The 18,070-nt window shown below is 72.2% G+C and carries 13 protein-coding genes and 3 pseudogenes; 7 read left to right on the forward strand and 9 right to left on the reverse strand.

Features of this window, described 5'->3' with window-relative positions; all coding sequences use genetic code 11:
- Positions 1–87: 87 nt before the first annotated feature.
- Genes ACZ5DC_RS20560 through ACZ5DC_RS20575 form a run of 4 tightly spaced genes read right to left on the reverse strand, consistent with a single transcriptional unit; the run spans position 88 to position 6,002 of the window.
- On the reverse strand, positions 88–2,823 hold the full coding sequence (locus ACZ5DC_RS20560; RefSeq protein ID WP_468654593.1) for a glycoside hydrolase family 38 N-terminal domain-containing protein: 2,736 nt from the start codon (positions 2,821–2,823) through the stop codon (positions 88–90).
- 35 nt (positions 2,824–2,858) lie between these two features.
- Positions 2,859–3,716, reverse strand: a complete 858-nt coding sequence (locus ACZ5DC_RS20565; RefSeq protein ID WP_468654595.1) for a carbohydrate ABC transporter permease — start codon at positions 3,714–3,716, stop codon at positions 2,859–2,861.
- Entirely contained in the window at positions 3,713–4,660 is a 948-nt protein-coding gene (locus ACZ5DC_RS20570; protein ID WP_468654597.1) for a carbohydrate ABC transporter permease, read from the reverse strand. Before ACZ5DC_RS20570 ends, ACZ5DC_RS20565 begins: the two co-directional genes overlap by 4 nt.
- Before the next feature lie 7 nt (positions 4,661–4,667).
- The gene (locus ACZ5DC_RS20575; protein ID WP_468654599.1) at positions 4,668–6,002 is read right to left on the reverse strand and encodes an ABC transporter substrate-binding protein; all 1,335 of its coding nucleotides are present in this window, start codon (positions 6,000–6,002) and stop codon (positions 4,668–4,670) included.
- A gap of 266 nt (positions 6,003–6,268) precedes the next feature.
- Between ACZ5DC_RS20575 and ACZ5DC_RS20580 the strand changes: the two genes are divergently transcribed.
- Complete coding sequence (locus ACZ5DC_RS20580; protein ID WP_468654601.1) at positions 6,269–7,267, forward strand: LacI family DNA-binding transcriptional regulator; 999 nt, start codon at positions 6,269–6,271, stop codon at positions 7,265–7,267.
- 50 nt (positions 7,268–7,317) lie between these two features.
- Here ACZ5DC_RS20580 and ACZ5DC_RS20585 read toward each other — a convergent pair whose 3' ends face one another.
- Positions 7,318–8,238 carry a LysR substrate-binding domain-containing protein gene (locus ACZ5DC_RS20585; RefSeq protein WP_468654603.1) on the reverse strand — a complete coding sequence of 307 codons (921 nt, stop codon included), beginning with the start codon at positions 8,236–8,238 and terminating at the stop codon, positions 7,318–7,320.
- A gap of 100 nt (positions 8,239–8,338) precedes the next feature.
- On the opposite strand from ACZ5DC_RS20585, the gene ACZ5DC_RS20590 reads away from it, so the two are divergent.
- Positions 8,339–9,493, forward strand: coding sequence for a diaminopropionate ammonia-lyase (locus tag ACZ5DC_RS20590; RefSeq protein ID WP_468654605.1), 1,155 nt, complete (start codon positions 8,339–8,341; stop codon positions 9,491–9,493).
- A gap of 443 nt (positions 9,494–9,936) precedes the next feature.
- On the opposite strand, the gene ACZ5DC_RS20595 is transcribed toward ACZ5DC_RS20590, so the two are convergent.
- A complete protein-coding gene (locus tag ACZ5DC_RS20595; protein ID WP_468654607.1) occupies positions 9,937–10,362 on the reverse strand; it encodes a VOC family protein in 426 nt (141 codons plus the stop codon).
- Positions 10,363–10,626: 264 nt separating this feature from the next.
- On the opposite strand from ACZ5DC_RS20595, the gene ACZ5DC_RS20600 reads away from it, so the two are divergent.
- Complete coding sequence (locus ACZ5DC_RS20600; protein ID WP_468654609.1) at positions 10,627–11,334, forward strand: HEAT repeat domain-containing protein; 708 nt, start codon at positions 10,627–10,629, stop codon at positions 11,332–11,334.
- A 3-nt stretch (positions 11,335–11,337) separates the two neighbouring features.
- Positions 11,338–12,342 carry a MerR family transcriptional regulator gene (locus ACZ5DC_RS20605; protein WP_468654611.1) on the forward strand — a complete coding sequence of 335 codons (1,005 nt, stop codon included), beginning with the start codon at positions 11,338–11,340 and terminating at the stop codon, positions 12,340–12,342.
- 151 nt (positions 12,343–12,493) lie between these two features.
- Here the strand turns inward: ACZ5DC_RS20605 and ACZ5DC_RS20610 are convergent.
- Positions 12,494–12,847 (reverse strand): annotated as a pseudogene (locus ACZ5DC_RS20610) (MmyB family transcriptional regulator); the annotation flags it as partial.
- 21 nt (positions 12,848–12,868) lie between these two features.
- On the opposite strand from ACZ5DC_RS20610, the pseudogene ACZ5DC_RS20615 reads away from it, so the two are divergent.
- Positions 12,869–13,021, forward strand: a pseudogene (locus ACZ5DC_RS20615) (carboxymuconolactone decarboxylase family protein); the annotation flags it as partial.
- Between the two features lie 201 nt (positions 13,022–13,222).
- Positions 13,223–13,420: pseudogene (locus tag ACZ5DC_RS20620) on the forward strand (SDR family NAD(P)-dependent oxidoreductase); the annotation flags it as partial.
- 49 nt (positions 13,421–13,469) lie between these two features.
- Here ACZ5DC_RS20620 and ACZ5DC_RS20625 read toward each other — a convergent pair.
- A complete protein-coding gene (locus tag ACZ5DC_RS20625) occupies positions 13,470–14,063 on the reverse strand; it encodes a GNAT family N-acetyltransferase (protein ID WP_468654613.1) in 594 nt (197 codons plus the stop codon).
- Positions 14,064–14,305: 242 nt separating this feature from the next.
- On the opposite strand from ACZ5DC_RS20625, the gene ACZ5DC_RS20630 reads away from it, so the two are divergent.
- Positions 14,306–16,483: an ATP-binding SpoIIE family protein phosphatase gene (locus ACZ5DC_RS20630; protein WP_468654615.1), complete on the forward strand. Its 2,178-nt coding sequence runs from the start codon at positions 14,306–14,308 to the stop codon at positions 16,481–16,483.
- Positions 16,484–16,568: 85 nt separating this feature from the next.
- On the opposite strand, the gene ACZ5DC_RS20635 is transcribed toward ACZ5DC_RS20630, so the two are convergent.
- Positions 16,569–17,753: a beta-ketoacyl-[acyl-carrier-protein] synthase family protein gene (locus tag ACZ5DC_RS20635; protein ID WP_468654617.1), complete on the reverse strand. Its 1,185-nt coding sequence runs from the start codon at positions 17,751–17,753 to the stop codon at positions 16,569–16,571.
- Positions 17,754–18,070: the final 317 nt, after the last annotated feature.

Here is an 18,070-nt window from a genome sequence, read left to right on the forward strand (position 1 = left end):
GGTCACAACTCTTTCTCGTGAGCGAGTGCGCGCGTGAGCGAGTGAGCACTGGGCGACCGGGCGTGTTCGAGCGCCCGCCGCGACCGGTCAGCACACCCTGACGGTGCGGATCTCCCACGGGGCGAGGTCGAGTCCGAGCCCGTCGCGCACCGGCGTCTCGGACAGGGGCCTGCCCAGCAGGTCGACCGTGGTGGCTTCCGTGAACGGGCCGGTGACGCGGACGTGCGCCCCGCTGTCGCTCATCGCCGTCAGCCGGATCTCGGTACCGCTGCCGGTTCCGTGACCGGCGTCGGTGACCCGGCGAACGGCCGAGACGAGGACGTTCGCGCCGTCGACGTGGATGCCGGTCGCGTCGGGGGGCAGCCCGCCCCCGGCGGGGCCGGTCCCGCGGGTCACGAGGACGTCGTTGCGGAACTCCTCGGCGCGCGCGACCGCTCCGGCACCCGACCAGCCGGCCGCCGAGGGCAGCACCGCGAAACGGTTCTCGATGCGCATGCCCAGGTCCTGCGCACCCGGTGCCGGGATCTCGCTCGCCGCGGGCTCGTCACGGAGAGGATGGATGTTGACGCTGATCGAGCCGATGGCGCGCAGCAGGGTGAGGGCGAGTTCGGAGCCGCCGTCGACGAGTTCGTACTCACCGGAGTGGGCGAGCAGCACGTGCGCGGCTCCGGCCGACACGAAGGAACTCGCGGGGAACGTCGGGATCGGGTACTCGCCCCAGCCGCCCTCGGCGCTGAGCCCGCGTTCGGTGACGGCGAACTGCCCGGCCGAGGCCGACGTGTCCACCGGTTCGGGCAGCGGCACGTGGAAGCGCAGCCGGTGGTCGGCGCACTGGTTGAGGAACGCGGTGGAGACACGGACGAACGGCTCCCCGGCGCGCACCTCCACCAGCGTCTCGACCGGCGTCGGCACGGTCCGCGCGCTGCGCACGTCACGGTCGGAAGACAGCTCCGCGGGCCACTCGTAGACGCGGGTGACACGCACGCGCGCACGCAGCGGGCCGCTCTCGAGCAGCTCGCAGACGGCCTCGGCGGGCTCCGAGACGAGAACGTCCCGGGCCGGGGGAGCGTAGTTGTAGCTGTCGCCGCGGTCTCCGCCGTCGACGAGCCGCCCGACCCCGTTCAGCACGGTGCCGTCGGCCCCGGTCACGTTCAAAGTGCCGTCGTCGGCGACCACGACCTCGACGAGCCCGTTCGACAGGGCGCGGTCCGTCGCCGTCGCCGGGGCGGGTGCCGTCGCGGGGGCGGCGGTCCGGTCGCCCGGCGCGACCCGGAAGCTCGCCAGCCCGCAGGCGGGGACGTGCACGGGCACCAGCGCGGTGGCACGCGCCTCCTGAAGCGTCAGCACCCGCCACTCACCCGGATGCGCGGCAGCGGCGGCGGCGACGTCCCGGCGCAGGACGAGCAGGTCGAACGGTCCGCCCGCCGGCACCTCGGCGAGGTGGAAGACGAGCGAACCCGGGGTGAGTTCGTAGTGGTCGATCAACAGGCCGAAGAGTTCCCGGCGGTGGATCCGGCGCAGCACGCGTTCGAGCTGCGAGGCGTCCACCCGCTCGTCGCTGAGCACGGTCGGGGCCTCGCGGACCAGTTGCACGGGGTGTTCGCGGCCGTCCGCGGTGGTGGCGACCAGAGCGGTTCCCCCGGGCGGGGCCCCGACCTCCACCTCGACCAACGCCTCACGGGCGAACGGCAGCGGATTGGCGACCAGGTGACCGTCGCCCGGCACCAGGGCGGCGGGCTCGGCCAGAGCCGCATCCCGGACGGCACGAGCGATCTGCGCGGCTTCGGCGAGCCGCGCTTCGACCTGGGTACAGGTCTCGTCGGTGCCGGAGCCGACCACCGAGTCGTGCGCCGTCGACTCGATGATCTTGTGCCAGGCGAGCGAGAGGAACGGCGAGTCGTCCCGGCGTGACCACAGCGCGTTCACCCGCTCGGCGTGGTCGATGGTGCGCTCGGCCACGGCCATCCGCTGCTTGAGCCCGAGCCGGACGGACAGCACGCCGGGCAGGATGTTCCCGCGCACATGGCTGCGCAGCTCACCGGTGACGACGGTGGCCGCCTCGTCGCGCACGTGCTCGCGGACGTACTCGTCGAGCGTGGCGAGGGTGATGGCGCGGTCCGGTCCGGCCGCGCGCCGCAGCCAGGCCGCGAGCCGCGGGTCGGGCGCGGTGTGATCGGTGCCGGCCATCGCCAGCACCGGGTCCTCGCCCCACCGGTGGGCCGTCATCTCCGTGTACTCGCCGAGAGCGCGGCCGATCCGGTCGGGTACCAGCAGCAGGTCCAGGCCGTTGTCGTAGCCGTCGAAGAGGAACTCGGTGCGCACCTCGGAGCCGTCGGGAGCGCGCCAGCGGAAGGCGTGGCCTTCGACGGCACCGGGCACACCACGCCACAGCGCCGCGTGTTCGATGCCGGCGCGGGCCAGGATCTGCGGCATCTGCGCGATGTGGCCGAACATGTCCGGCAGATAGCCGATGGGCATCGCCCCGCCCAGGCCCTGCGCGGCCGCCCACCCGAGCTGGAGGTTGCGGACGATGGTCTCGCCGGAGCAGAGGAACTCGTCGAGCAGGATCAGCCACGGTCCGATGGCGAGCCGGCCCTCGGCGACCAGGGCCGCGAGACGATCGCGGTTCTCCGGACGCATCTGGAGGTAGTCCTCGACCGCGGCCATCTGGCCGTCGACGGTGAACCGGAACTCCGGGTCGGCCTCGGCCGTCTCCAGCACGGTGTCGAGGGCGGTGACGAGCCGGTGCCGGAACACCTGGAAGGGCTCGTACCACTCGCGGTCCCAGTGGAAGTGGGGCACGAACACGGCCTCATGGGGCATGGCGGCGGACACCTTCCGTGCGAGGGGGGCGGACGTCATTTGAGGGACCCGGCGGCGAGCCCGGTCCGCCAGAACCGCTGGAGGAGCACGAACACGATGATCACGGGCACGATCGACACCAGCGAGCCGGTGATCACGGACTGCTGGAGCAGCGGGGCGCGGGCGGTCTGGCCGTTCCACTCGTACAGGCCGAGCGTGATCGGGAACAGGGACTCCTTCTGCAGCATCACCATCGGCAGGAAGAAGTTGTTCCAGATGGCCACGAACTGGAACAGGAAGATGGTCACCAGGGCCGGCGTCATCAGCCGGAACGCCACCGAGAAGAACGTGCGGAACTCGCCCGCGCCGTCCAGCCGCGCCGACTCGATCAGCTCCTGCGGGACGGACGCGTTCGCGAAGACGCGCGCGAGGTAGACGCCGAACGGGCTGACGACGCTGGGCAGGAAGACGGCGAGATAGGTGTTGACGAGCCCGGTCGCCGAGAACAGCAGGAACAGCGGCAGGGCGAGCGCGGTGGTCGGCACGAGGACACCGCCGAGGATGACGGAGAACAGCACCTCCCGGCCGCGGAAGCGGAACTTGGCGAGGGCGTAGCCGCACAGCGCGGAGATCAGGGTGCCCACGGCCGCGCCCAGCACCGCGTAGACGACGGTGTTGAGGGCCCAGCGGCCGAAGACGCCGTCGCTGCGGGTGAACAGGACGCGGAGGTTCTCGAACAGGTCGAAGTGCGAGAACACCAGCCCGTTGGTCGAGGCGAGGTCGCCCTGCGGCTTCGTCGCCGCGACGACGAGGAAGTAGACGGGCAGCAGGAAGTAGACGGCCAGCAGCAGCATCAAGGCCATGACGGCCGTACGGCTGACGCGGCTCTCACGGATCACGGAGGGGTTGCTCACAGTCCGGCCCTCTTCGCGGTCAGTCGCATGAACCCGAAGCTCAACACGAAGGTGATGACGGCGATGACCACGGAAATCGCCGCGGCCTGCTGGTAGTTGTTCCCCGAGGCCACCGTGTAGGCGAGCATGTTGGGCGTGAACGTGCTGGAGATGTTCGAGGAGATCTGGCGCAGCACGGCCGGTTCGGCGTACAGCTGGAGCGTGCCGATGATCGAGAACACCGAGGTCAGGACGATCGACGGGGCGATGATCGGGACCTTGACCCGCCACGCGATCGTCCAGTTGCTCGCGCCGTCGATCTTCGCGGCCTCGTAGAGCTCCTGCGGGATCGACTGCAGCGCCGAGAACATGATCAGCATGTTGTATCCGGTCCACAGCCAGGTGGAGACGTTGGCGGTCGACCACAGCACGGCGCCCGGGCCGAGGAAGTCCGGCTTGAGGCCGACGCCGTTCAGCAGGTCGACGACGGGGCTGAGCTGGGGCGAGTACAGGTACGACCACATGATCGCGGCGATCACTCCGGGCACCGCGTACGGCATGAACGCGGTGATGCGGAAGAACGCCTTGAGCTTCAGCAGCGGAGTGTCCAGCAGCAGCGCGATGATCAGGGCGACGAACAGCATGACCGGCACCTGCACGACGCCGAACAGCCCGATGCGGCCGATGCTGGACCAGAACTCGGTGTTCCGCAGCACCTGCCCGTACTGCTCGAAACCACCGAAGGCGGTGTACGAGGTCCCGTACTGCCCGCCGGTGCGGCGCACCACCCGGAGGCTCTGCCAGAGCGCGTAGCCGACGGGCACCAGGTAGAACAGCAGGAACGGCAGGAAGAAGGGGGTCAGGAACGCGGCGACGGTGCCCGCCCGGGGCCCGCCGCCGTGGAGCCGGCGGCGGACACGGACCGGCGCCGCCACGGATGCCGCACGGGCCGCGGTGTCGGTCATGCCGCGGTCACTTGCCCGCCGTGACCGGGATCGCCTGGTCCTTCATCGATGTCAGCGCCGCCCTCTGGGCTGCCGCCAGCGCGTCGGTGAGCGTGCCGCCGCCGGCCGTCGCCTTGGCCATCGCGTCCTGCAACGCCAGGTTGACCGTCTTCTGCGTGGGACCCCAGGCGAAGTCGGTGTCGATCTTCTTGGACGACTCGGCGAAGACGTCGAAGATCTTCTCGTTGCCGTAGTACGCGACGCCCTTCCGCAGCGAGGGAAGCCGCAGCCCGGCCTTGGCGGCGGGGTACAGGCCGCCCAGCTCGTTCTCCAGCGCGAGCGCCTCCGGATCGGTGTTCAGCCAGGTGTTGAACCGCACCGACTCGTACAGGTGCTTGCTCCCCTTCATGAACGCGACGGTGGAGCCGCCCCAGTCACCGGACGCGCCGTCCGTGCCCCAGGTCGGCAGGGGTACGACCGACCACTTGCCGGCCTGCTTGGGCAGGTTGTCGCGGAACATGCTGTAGCCCCAGGCGGCACCGACGTAGCTGGCGATCCGGTCCTTCTGGTACGCGGCGTACATCTGCGTCGAGCCGTTGGTGAGATCGGTGCGCACGAGCTTGCCGGAGACGAGCTTCTGCCAGTACGCCGCCACCTGCCTGCTGCGGTCGGAGTCGACGGTGACCTGCCACTTGTCGTCGGAGTAGCCGTACATCCGCGCGTCGTTCTGCCAGAGCAGCCCGTTGAACCACTCGGCGTTGTTCGGGTCGAAGAACGTGATGGCGAGGTCCGGGTCCGCCTTGTGCAGCTTCTGTGCCGCGGCGGCGTACGCGTCCCAGGTGGCGGGGATCGCGATGTGGTGCTTCTCGAAGAGGTCGCGGCGCACGAAGAGGGCCATCGGGCCCGTGTCCTGCGGGAGGGCGAACACGCCGGTGCCGCCGAAGCTGGTCTGGGACCAGGTCCACGGGACGAACTTCGACCTGGCCGCGGTGGCCGCCTTGCACGCCGAGGCGTCCACGAAGGCGTTCTGGGTGCGCAGGTTGGGGAGTTCGTCGTAGCCGACCTGTGCCAGGTCCGGCGCCTTCCCCGCCTTCAGGGCGTTCCCCAGGGTGCCGTACTGGTCGTTGGAGATGTTCTTCGTCTCGACCCGGATGTCCGGGTGCCGCTGGTTCCACAGGTCCACGACCTTGTCCATGCCCGGAACGGTGTTCCAGTACTGGAGGGTGACCTTGCCCTTGGCGGGCGCGCACGACGCCGCCGACGCCTCGCCCGACGGCGCGGGCGAGGAGCACGCGGCGAGTACGGCGACACCGGCGGCCGCGGCTACGGTGGCGAGGCGGGTGCGCATGACTGTGCTGCTCATGGTTTCCGTTCCCGAGAACGGCCGGCGACGGGCGCCGGCCGGGTCGACGTTGACTCACTCAGACGGGATGCCGCGGTGGACACGGACGGCCGCGACGGTGCCGGCCGGGGTCCCCGGGCACCGTGGCGGAAAGGGGCGAGCCTGCTGTAACTTCCGTCCGTGAGCGTTCACGGGAACGTTCACGGGCGCTGTGAAACGTTCGGAAGTGTGCGCTCGGGTGCAGTTGAGTGTCAAGACTTCCGATCACGAGGGGGAGGTGGCCGACCGTGCCGTCCGGGACCGGGTCCCGCAGGGTGACGATCCATGACGTCGCCCGTGCCGCCGGGGTGTCCCGGCAGACCGTGTCACGCGCGCTGAACGACAAGGGGGAGATCGACGACTCCACCAAGCAGCGCGTGCTCGACGCCGCGCGGACGCTGGGATACCGGCCGAGCCGGTTCGCGAGGGGACTGGTGCGCCAGGACACGATCAGCGTCGGTCTCGTGATCCCCGACCTGCTCAACCCGTTCTTCACCGAGGTCGCCGCTGCCGCGCTGGAGGCGGCGCGGGCCCGCGGATGGCACGTCCTGGTCTACGACACCGCGGACAGCGCACAGGAGGAGCTCGGCACGCTCCAGGTGATCGCCTCCCAAGTGGACGCGGTCGTCGGCTACTTCAGCCGAGGCGAGAGCGAGATCGAGCAGTGGACCCGGGGGCTGCCGGTCGTCCTCATCGACCGGGGCGAGGACGCCGAACGCTTCAGCTCCATCCGCATCGACGGGCGCGAGGGTGTCAGGGCGGCCATCTCCCACCTCGTCCAGGCGGGTCACCGGCGCATCGGCATGCTCGACCACGCCGCTCGGACCGAGCCGAGCGTCCGGCACGCGTGGTTCGCCGACGCGCTGACCGCCTGCGGACTCGCCGACGGACCGGTGTGCCGCGCGGAGCAGAGCGTGCAGGGCGGCGAGAGGGCGCTGGAGCACCTCCTCGGCCACCATCCCGACGTGACCGCCGTGTTCGCCTTCAACGACGTCATCGCCATCGGCGCGCTCCGTGCCGCGCGCCGGACGGGACGCCAGGTGCCGCGCGACCTGGCCGTGATCGGCTTCGACGGAGTGACGCTCGGCACGCTGGTCGAGCCCCCGCTGTCCAGCGTGGCACTGGACATCCGCCGGCTCGGAGCACTCGCCGTCGAGCAAGCGGCCCGTCTCCTGACCGGCGACAGTCCCCTCGGCCCCGACGACCTCGTGGTCCGCGCGGAACTCCGGCTCCGCGAGTCCACGTAAGCGCGCCCCTCACCCGGGCGGCGTGGCGAGCGCCGCCGGGACCGGCCCCGTCACGCGAGGCCGGAGCGCAGGCCGACCGCGTGGCGGAGGGCCTTCCGGCACGCCCGCACGGCAGGGTGCCGGCCGCGGCCACGGCGTACGACGGTGAAGATGCGACGGACGCGCTGACCGCGGGGGAGCGGCCGCAGCGTGACGGTCGGGGACTGTCCGGTCCAGACGAGGCCGGGCAGGAAGGCCGCGGCGTGCCTCTGCTCGACGAGGCGCAGGTGGAACAGCAGGTCGGTGGTCTCGAACCGCACGTCCGGTTCGAAGCCGGCGTCGCGGCACAGGGTCATGGCCCAGTGCCGGGCCGCGGTGCCTTCCGGTTCCATCACCCAGGGGTGGCCGGCGAGGGAACGCAGCGCCGCGGCCGGGCCCTCGGCCTCCGCTGTGCCGGCCGGTGCCGGCAGGGCGAGGTGCAGGGGGTCGTCGAGCAGGCCTTCCTGTTCGAGTTCGGCGGGCCGGGGGTTGGGGTTGCCCGGGTATTCCTCGGCGAGGACGAGGTCGAAGTCGCGGGCCTGGAGCGCGGGCAGGGCCTTTTCCGGCTCCATGTGCGTGACGTGGACACGCAGGTGCGGGTGCTGCTCCCGCAGCAGGCCGAGCGCGGTGGGGACGAGGGCCAGGGCGGCTGTCTGGAACGAGGCGATGCGCAGGGTGCCGGTCAGGTCGGACAGCGAGGCGGCGATGTCCGCCTCCGCGCGCTCCAGGCGTTCGAGGACCGCCTCGGTGTGGGCGACCAGGATCTCGGCCTGCTCGGTCAGCCGTACCCGCCGCCCGACCGGTTCCAGCAGTGGGACACCGACCTCGCTCTCCAGCAGGGAGAGCTGCTGGGAGACGGAGGAGGGGGCGTAGGACAGGGCGGCTGCGACGGCCGCCAGGGTGCCGCGGTGCTTGAGTTCCCGGAGCAGGCGCAGCCGGTGCAGATCGAACATGTCACGCTCGGTCCGTGGGCCCATCGGTCGGTTCTGCCGATGAGTATAGGTCGAAAACATTCGCTGGACCGATCGTACGGCCGCGCCGCACGCTGATCCTGTGCCTGACGACACCCCTGCCGACGCCGGCGCCCCTGACGACGCCTCCTCCTCCCGTCCGCTGCCGTGGTTCGCGCGCTCCGGTGCCCGTGCCTGGCGGTGTGAGCCCGCGCCGTCCGGGGTGCGGGCCTTCCACCTCTCGCTGCCCGACTACGCGCCCACCCCGCTGACCGAACTCCCGTTCCTCGCGGACGCGTGGGGTGTCGGCCGGGTCTTCGTCAAGGACGAGTCGTGCCGTCTGGGGCTGCCCGCGTTCAAGGCCCTGGGTGTGTCCTGGGCCATCCACCGCGTCCTCGCCGAGCGGACGGCCGACGGCGGGGAACCGGCTCCGGTCACCCTCGTGACCGCCACCGACGGCAACCACGGCCGCGCGGTGGCCCGTACCGCACGCCGCCTCGGCCAGGAGGCCCACGTGTTCGTTCCGCAGGGCGTGCACCCCCGGGCCGTGGCGGCCATCGTCGCCGAACAGGCCAAGGTCACCGAGGTGCCGGGGCCGTACGACGAGGCCGTGCGCCGGGCGGCCGAGGCGGCCGCCGCGCCGGACGCGGTCCTGGTCCAGGACACCGCCTGGCCGGGCTACGAGCGGATCCCGCGGTGGATCGTCGAGGGCTACTCCACCCTCTGCGTCGAGACCGACGAGCAGTTGAGGAGCCAAGGGGTCGCCGACGGGCCCGATCTCGTCTCCGTACCGGTGGGCGTGGGGTCCCTGGCACAGGCCGTGGTCACCCACTACCGCAGCCGCCCCTCCGGGCACGCCCCGGCGCTGCTGTCGGTGGAGCCGGAGGCCGCGCCGTGCGTCCTGGACAGCCTCACGCTCGGCGCACCCGTCAGCGTCCCCACGGGGAGGACCACCATGGCCGGGCTGAACTGCGGCACCCCGTCCAGCATCGCGTGGCCCCACCTGCGGGACGGGCTGGACGCCGCGGTCGCCGTCGCGGACGCCGACAGCTCCGACGCGGCCGGTGTCCTCGCCGCCGCCGGTGTCTCCTCGGGCCCCTGCGGGGCCGCGTCGCTCGCCGGTCTGCGCGCGGCGCTCACCGGCGCGGGGGCCGGGGAACGCCGCAGGGCGCTGGGACTGGGACCGTCCTCGGTCGTCGTGCTGCTGAGCACCGAGGGCACCGCTGCCAATCCGCACGCGGGGGCGGGTCGCGGATGACCGCATCGCCTCGGCTGCCCGCCCCCTGGGCGATGACGCTCCTCGTGCTCGTCGACGGCGCGCTCACCCTCGCCTGGCTCGCGGGCTGCTGCTCTGGGGTGCGCGCCGACCGTGGCCGGGCCGGCGGCCGTGCTCGCCGCCTCACGTCCCCACAGGAGGTGGGTCAGCACGCGGCCACCCTCCCCCGGTCGTGCCGGCTGCGTCGATCGCACTCTTCGACCCGGTCGAACCGGCTTGCTGCTGCCGTCCAAGGCCGGACCGGTCCTCCACAATTCACGGATCCGCCGCGCGCTCGGGCCGACCACGGGCGTCGCACTGGTCGGCCCGGGTCTCACGGTCGCCGCGACGTCCGGTTGGCGGGCGTCCGCCGGCGGTTCGGCGACACACCGGGATGCCCCGGCCGGCTCTGGGCAAGCCGGGGCCCGTCGCCGTCCGGCGGCCGGCTACGGCCGGATGTACGGCCGGGTCATGATCTCCATGTTGTGGCCGTCCGGGTCCTCGAAGTAGGCGCCGCGGCCACCGAAGAGACGGTTGATCCGGCCGGGCTCGGTGTGGCCGGGGTCGGCGTAGTAGGTGACACCGAGCGTGTCCAGGCGGGCGATCATGGTGCTGAACCGATCGTCGGGTACGAGGAACGCGTAGTGCTGCGACTGGATCGGCTCGTCGCGCTTCTCGTAGTAGTCGAGTGTGACGCCGTTGCCCAGGTCGACGGGCAGGAACGGGCCGAAGGGGGCACCGACCTCCAGACCGAGGACCGCGGCGATGAATTCGGCCGACAGGCGACGGTCCGTCGCGTAGACGGCGGTGTGGTTCAGCTGGACGGCAGCCGGCGAGGCAAGGTCGTGCCGGCGCTGCTGGTCATCTGACATGTGTGGTGTGCCTCTCGAGTCCTGGATCCGCTGTCGGGGCGCCGCGTGGGGCGCTCGGGGGAAGACGCGGAGAGGTGGCGGGGCTCTGGCCCGCCTCGGGCTCACGCCGAGGCCGGGTGCCCTGCTTGTGCATGGCCCATGGCCGACCCGGCAGTCACACGATCGACTTTAGTGCCTGACCGTCTGTCACGGCAAAGAGAAGGGGCGCACCTTGACCCTGACATGGTGACAAGGTCTTCACTGCGTGCCGAGGAGGTGGTCTCGATGACGATCCCAGGACAGGCCACGGATGCGGATGCGGACACGGACACGGATACGGACACGGACACGGCAGGAGTGCTCCACGGGCTGGAGGACAACCGGCCGTCCGTGCGGCTGCGGACCGCCATGGCGGCCGGGACGGCGCCCGACCCGCGTTTCGTCGACAAGCTCGTCGAGCGATGCGCGGTCGAGCCCGAGTTCTTCGTCCGCGACATGCTGACCTGGGCGCTCACCCGCCACCCGGTGCCCATGACGCTTCCCGTACTGCTCCGCGAAGTCCGCTCGGAGCGTGCGCAGGCACGGAGCCAGGCGCTGCACACACTGTCCAAGATCGGGGACCGGCAGGCGTGGCCGGCGATCACACGGACACTGCTGACCGACGCCGACGACGAGGTGGCGCGGACCGCCTGGCGGGCCGCTGTCGTGCTCGTACCGGAAGGCGAGGAACCCGCGCTGGCCACGGTGCTGGCGACCCAGCTCGGGCGCGGCGACCGGGAGACACGGCTGAGTCTCAGCCGGGCACTGGTCGCGCTGGGGGAAGTGATCGTGCCGGCTCTCCGTTCTGCGACGATGGCCCCCGACCCCGGTGTACGGACGCACGCGCTCGCCACGCAACGGCTGCTGCGCGACCCGGACGCCGGATTCGAGTTCGCGATCGAGGAGGCGAAGCGCGTCGTGGTCCTCGGCGGTCCCGGCCAGGAGGAGCGATAGGGCGTGTTGATCAGTGAGGTGGCGCGGCGGTCCGGGGTCAGCGCCCGCATGCTCCGGCACTACGAGTCGCTCGGTCTGGTGCGCCCCTCGGGTCGTACGGGCTCCGGATACCGGGAGTACTCCCGCGAGGACATGCGCAGGATCTTCCACATCGAGAGCCTGCGGTCGCTGGGACTGTCGCTGCGGGAGATCGGACGCGCGCTCGACGATCCCGGCTTCACGCCCTCGGCGCTCGTCGACGATCTCGTTCGCCAGACGCGCGACCGCATCGCGGCCGAGACCGAGCTGCTCACGCGGCTGCGCCGCATCCGCGCCGCGGACCCCGCCGGCTGGGAGGACGTCCTCCAGGTCGTCGCGCTGCTCCGGGCACTGGGGTCGAAGAACGCCGACGCACGCCAGCGCGCGGCCCTCTCCTCGGCCGACGAGGTTCCGGTACCGGTGGAGGCCCTGGTCGAGGCGGCACTCGGCGAGGCGGACCCGAACGTCGCCGGGGCCCTTCGATGGGCGCTGGCGCGATCGGGCGGCACGGGCCCTGCGCTGCTGGCGGAGGGCCTCGGCTCACCGGTGGCCGCGGTGCGGGAACGTGCCGTTCAGTGCCTCGCCGAGATGCCCGGCGAGGAGGCCACGGCGCGACTGCGGGACGCCCTCGCCCACCCCGACGCCGTGGTGCGCGGGCATGCGGCTCTGGCGCTCGGCGCACGCGGTCCGGCCGATGCGGTCCCGGTGCTCATCGACATGATCGTGGAGGGAAGGAACGACACCGACGCGGCCGATGCGCTGAGCGTGCTGGCCGGCGACACCGCGACGGCGGACGAGATCGCGAGCGTGTTCGTCGACCGCCTCGCCCACGGCACCACGGGAGCGCCCGCACGCGGACGGCTGACCCAGGCGCTGGCGGGCGTCCCGGGACCCAGGGCGTCACGGGCCCTCGTGGAGCTGTCCCACGACCCGGACCGTGCCGTCGCGCTGACCGCGGCGTACCTCCTTCAGCTGCGCGGCGCAGGCTGACGGGTCTCCGCCGACGGCTGGGGAGCGCTCGGGCCGCGGCGACTCACCGCGGCCGGCTCGGCCGGCAGCCGTCAGTCCTCCAGGCCGGCGGCTCCGCGGCGTGCGCGCCCGGTTCCGGCGCACCAAGCCGCTCGCCGGGCGGCCCCGCGGGCTACCGGTCGTCCGCCGCAGCGGTCGGGACCATGACGTCCGTCTCCTGAGTGGCGGCCCAGGAGGCGAAGAGTCGCAGGGCCTCGTGCCCGGCCGTGCCGGGGGCGGCGCTGTAGGCGGTGAGGGTCAGGCCGGGCAGGGCCGGTAGTTCCATGGCGTCGAAGTCCAGGGCGAGGGCGCCGACGGCCGGGTGGCGGAAGGATTTGCGGCTGGTGTGGTGCAGGCGCACGTTGTGCTTGGCCCACGCGGTGCGGAACTCCTCGCTGCGGGTGACGAGTTCGCCGACGAGCCCGGTCAGGCCGCTGTCGTGCGGGGCGCGTCCGGCCTCGGTGCGCAAGAGCGACACGGTGGTGTTCGACTCGTCGCCGGCGGTGACGCCGACCAGCTCCGCTTCCACCTCGGACGCGCGCAGGAGAACGGCGTCACCGAGACCGAACTCATCGAGGCGATCACCCACCTCGCCTTCTACGCCGGCTGGCCAAAGGCCATGACGGCGATCACGGCCGCGAAGCAGGTCCTCGCAGCCTGAACACCGGGGGAGGAGCCGGCCGGGCTCCTCGGGCCGGCAGCGTGTCCGCACACGGACCCGGCACCCGGACGAGCCAGGGGCGGCCCGGACGGAAGGAGGCATTCCCATGCGAGGAGCAGTCCGACGCGATGGCGAAGAGGCCCTCACACTCCCAGCGGTGGTGTCCGCCCGGGCACCGCGCGTGCCACAGGGGGCGCGCCCGTGAGCCGGATCCTGGTCACCGGCTCCGCGGACGGCCTGGGACGTGCCGCCGCCGACGCGCTGTCGTCCGCCGGACACCAGGTCGTGGTGCACGCCCGCGACGAGGAGCGCGCGGTGGCCCTCCACCCGCCGGCCGGCCGCGGGGCGCACCTCGTGGTCGGCGACTTCACCGACCGCGACGCCGTACGGCGCATCGCCGCCGACACGACGCTCGCGGCCGCGGTGGCCCGCCTGCGCCCCGACGTGCTCAGCAATGCGGTGGACCCGGGCTGGGTGCCGACGGCCTCGCGGCCTGGCTCCGCGCGGCAGTCGCGACGTACTGGTCCGACGACAACTCGAACACCCGGACCCGCCGACCGCCGGCGGGATGGACGGTCTCACGGACCGGACGCATGCCCAGTTTCGCCATGATCCGTTCGGAGGCGTCGTTGCCCACCTGAGCGATGCTGACGATCCGCTCCAGCCCCCGTTCCTCGAACCCGAACCGCACGGCGGCCACGGCCGCCTCGGTGGCCAGGCCCTGCCCCCAGTGGGAACGTCCCAGCCGCCAGCCGACCTCGACCGCCGGCAGCACCTCCGGCAGGAAGTGCGGCACCGAAAGACCGGTGAACCCGGCCAGCTCCCCGGTGGAGCGGATCTCCACGGCGAACAGGCCGAAGCCCCGTGACTCCCACTCGCTCTCCCATGCATGGATCCCGTCGCGGGTCTGCTGTTCGTCACGGACGCTGCCGTCACGGATCCACCGCATGACCTCGGGGTCGGCATGGATGGCGGCCATGGGCGCGACGTCTTCCTCGCGCCAGCGACGCAGGATCAACCGCGGAGTCTCAAGCGTGACCATCCCCTCATTCTGGATCACGGAACGGGCTGTCCGCCATCCTCACCAGGCGCTTCCGGTACACGCCGGCCGTGTTCACGACGTCGCCGGGGCGGTGCGTCGCCGACCCGCCTCGCGGTGCCGCCGTGTGGGCGAAGCGACCCCCGCTGTTATTCAATGAGGTGTGCGGCCGGGGCTCTCGGGACCCCGTCGCACGGGTCCGAGTACGGCCCCGGCGCTGCGCCGGGGATTGCGGAGAGAGCTGCATGGACTCCACACCCTCCCCATCGTCCTCTTCCGCGTTCGACCTGGTCAGCAGGGCCTTGGGGCGCTACATCCCGCGCGGCGGAGCGGCAGGGGCCGACCGTCCCGCCGACGCCCGTCCCGCCGACGCGCGGGGTGATCGCACCACGCGCCGGCGGCCGCCCGAGGACCCGGCGACCGGCCGGCAGGAGCAGATTCTCGGCGCGGTCAACCTGGACCGGGATCTGGTCATCACCCGCTGCAATCTGGACGCCCCGGTGTTCGCGGGTCTGCAGGCCGTGGTCGGCAGGCCCTTCGTCGGTCTCCTGCCCCCCGGGGACGTACCGACGGTCACGCGGCGGTTGCGGCAGGTCCTGGAGACCGGTGAGGCGCATGTGGCCCGGATCCAGCGCCTGCGGCGCGGTGACGGGTCGGAGCTGGTCGTGTCGATGAGCATCCTGCCCGCGGCGGCGCCCGAGGAGGGCCTGACCGTCTCCCTGATCGCGATGGCCAGGAGACTGCACCTGTACGCCGCCGAGACCGCGATCGGCACCTCGCTGGACATCGGTGAGACCGCGCAGTCGCTGGCGGAGTCCTTGCTGGCCTGGGGGGACGTGGCCGCCGTCGACCTCGACTTCGCCGTGTGGACGGGCGAGGGGGTCACCGGCCGCTCCAAGGGACGCATCCGGCTGCGGCGGGCGGCCCTGGTGCCGGACCGGGCGTGGCCCGAGGGCTACGTGACGCCGGGCGAGGACCTCCCCGGCGACGCGAGCCGCCTGCTGGCGCAGGCCGTACTGCGCGACGACGCCCCGCAGACCATCGTCATACCCGACCGGGAGGCCGTCGAGCGGGTGCTCGGCAGTCCACGCGTCGTGCGGGCCCTCGTACCCGGTGACCGGTCGGCGGGTGTGGCGTGCGTCCCGCTGGTCCTGGACGGCACGCCGCCCGTCGTACTGGGCGTGGCGGAGGTCTGGCGGCGGGCGGACTCCCCGTTCCGCGACAGCGAGCTGCTCGACCTCCAGGAGCTGGTCGCCAGGACCGCCCACCACGTCGACCTGGCTCGCCAGCACCAGCGCGAGCACACCCAGGTGCTGGCCCTGCAGCGCCGGCTCCTGCCCCGGACCGGTGGCGACACGATCGAGATAGCGAGCGTCTACCAGCCCGCCACCCCCGACAGCGCGGGCGTCGGCGGTGACTGGGTGAACAGCTTCCCGCTGCCGGACGGCCGCACCGCACTCGTCGTCGGCGACGTCGTCGGGCACGGTCTGGGAGCCGCGGCCACCATGGGCCAGCTGAGCATGGAGGCCCGCGCGCTGCTGTCCGCCGGACTCGCGCCGGACGAGGTGCTGGAGCACCTGGACGAGACCGTCTCCCTGCTGGACGACGCCGATTCCGGGCTGACGGCCGGTTACAGCGCCCTCGGCTCGACCTGCTGCATCGCCCTCTACGACCCGGTCAGCCACCGGGTGACCCTGTCCAGCGCGGGCCACCTCCCACCGGTCCTGGTCTCCCCGGACGGGCACGCGGGCCCGCTGGAGGTCCGCACGCACCCCGGCCTCGGCGCCGAGTTCGCGTTGCGGGAACCGTTCGACGTGCACACGTTCAGCGCACCGCCGGGTTCCCTGCTCGCCCTCTACACCGACGGCCTGGTGGAGGATCCGGCCGCGCCGATCGACGAGGGCATCGGCAGGCTGGCGGAGGCCGTGTCCACCGTGCACCCCTGGGACGCCCTCCAGCGGGCGGCACGGCACGTCGTCTCCACGCTGGCACCCGCGCGCCAGCGCGACGACGTGACCCTGCTCCTGGCACGGATGATCGGCTACCGCAAGGGGGACACCGCGACCTGGCGGCTGCCCGCCCGGGACGACGCCCCCGCTCGTGCCCGCGCGCAGGTCTCCGTGCTGCTGCGGCAGTGGCGCACGAAGGACGACACCCGCGACGACGTGGTCCTGCTGATCAGCGAGCTGGTCACGAACGCCGTGCGCTTCGCCACCGGCCCCATCACGGTACGGCTGATCAGGTCCGGTCACGGCCTGCTGTGCGAGGTGGGCGACACCGGCAGCGGCAGGCCCCGTCTGAGGCGGGGCGGCCTGCTCGACGACGGCGGCCGTGGCCTGCACATCGCGCACAGGCTCACCACCCGCTGGGGGGTCCGGTGGACGGACACCGGCAAGGTGGTCTGGGCGAAGGTCGCCAGGTGACGCGGCCACGGGGGCCAGGCGCCTGCCGGTACCTGACCGGTGCCGGGGTCCTGGCACCGGCTGGTACCGGTACGGGCGGGGCGTACTACAGCCACTCCCCTTCCAGGGCGGTGGCGGTGAGGCCCGGCGCCGCCGCGTAGAGAACGGCGCGACTGCCCGGCTTCTGCCCGGCGTCATGCGCCCGCCGCAGGATGTCGAACACGGCGGCGCCCCCGCGGTTTCCGGAGGTGTAGCTGTCCCGGCTGTGGTCCAGCAGCCCCGACGGCCAGGCGTCCGGCATCGTCTGCTCCATGTACTCCAGCACCCGGGTGCCGCCGGGGTGCGCGAGCAGCACGTCGGGGTGCCAGGCGTCGGGGTGGTCCTGGTACCGGACGCGCAGCCACTCCCACATCGCGGTGACCGTCTCCTGTACAGCACGCGGCCCGCGCCGGTCCATCACGAAGTGGGTGCCGTCCGCACGCGTCTCCAGGCGGTGCAGGTCCTGGGTGCCGGGCAGGGTGTGATGCCAGGCGGCGTCCAGGCGCAGCACCGACTCGCGCCGGGGGCGGCCCGTGACCACCGCGGCGACCGCGGTGTCCGCGAACAGCAGCCGGACGATCAGCGACTCGAGGGTGTCGTCCGCGGGCTGGTAGGTCGTGCTCAGCGCCTCCGAGATGACGACCAGGACCACGCGGTCGGGGTCCGCGGCCACGAGGTCCGCGGCCAGCGCCAGGGAGCGGGTCCCGGCGATGCACGCCCACTGCGTGGCCGGCAGCAGCATCACGTCGTCGCGCAGGGAGAGCTTGTTGGCCAGGGCTATGTCCAGACCCGGCAGGGCCGGGGTGGTGGAGTGGCTGGTGATCAGGCAGTCGATGTCCGCGCTGTCCAGCCCGGCGATCTGCAGGGCCCCGCGCGCCGCGCGCTCTCCGTAGGACTGCACGGCCTGCCAGGCCGGCCCGGTGCGCTCCTGGACGGTCTGCGGCGTGGGCAGTGCCTCGAGCGCGGCGATCACGCGGTCCACGTCCTGCTGGGTGAACCCGTCACGTGCCAGTGCCTCTTGGGCCGGCTCGACGCCGACGGCCCGCAGCCCGCCGCTCTTGCCGGGCGCGACGGCGGTCTCCAGCGGCAGCATCCACCCACGGGTCTCGATACCCGTACTGGCCGCGATGCCGTCGATCCGCTGCGCCCACGTGGCGTGCGGGTGCCGGTCGCGCACCTCCGCCACGATCTGGCTGGTCTTCACGGGGTGCTCGCCGTGTATCACGGCAGGAGGACAGAGATAAGCGGCCATGGTGCACCTTCCCGGCAGAACAGAGGAAATGGGAGGAAAACGGATATCTAATGAATGGTGTGGCATGAGCCACTTTGCGACCTCATGTCCAAGGGAATGCCAATAGGCCCCACTTGGGGAGTCGGTATCCGTTTCGAGCATGGACGCTAAAGGGACATTTACGCTGTGATGCAGACAACTTAGGTGGCTTCGGGAGTGCGTGACACGGCACACACATCGCTGCATCGGGGGACCGCGGGAGTGGTTCCCACCCGGGCTTGGGCAAGCACGTCCTCGCGGCGGAGGAATTGAGCACCCGTCGGTGACACGCGACGGTG

This window comes from Streptomyces sp. NPDC031445, from assembly GCF_055581365.1.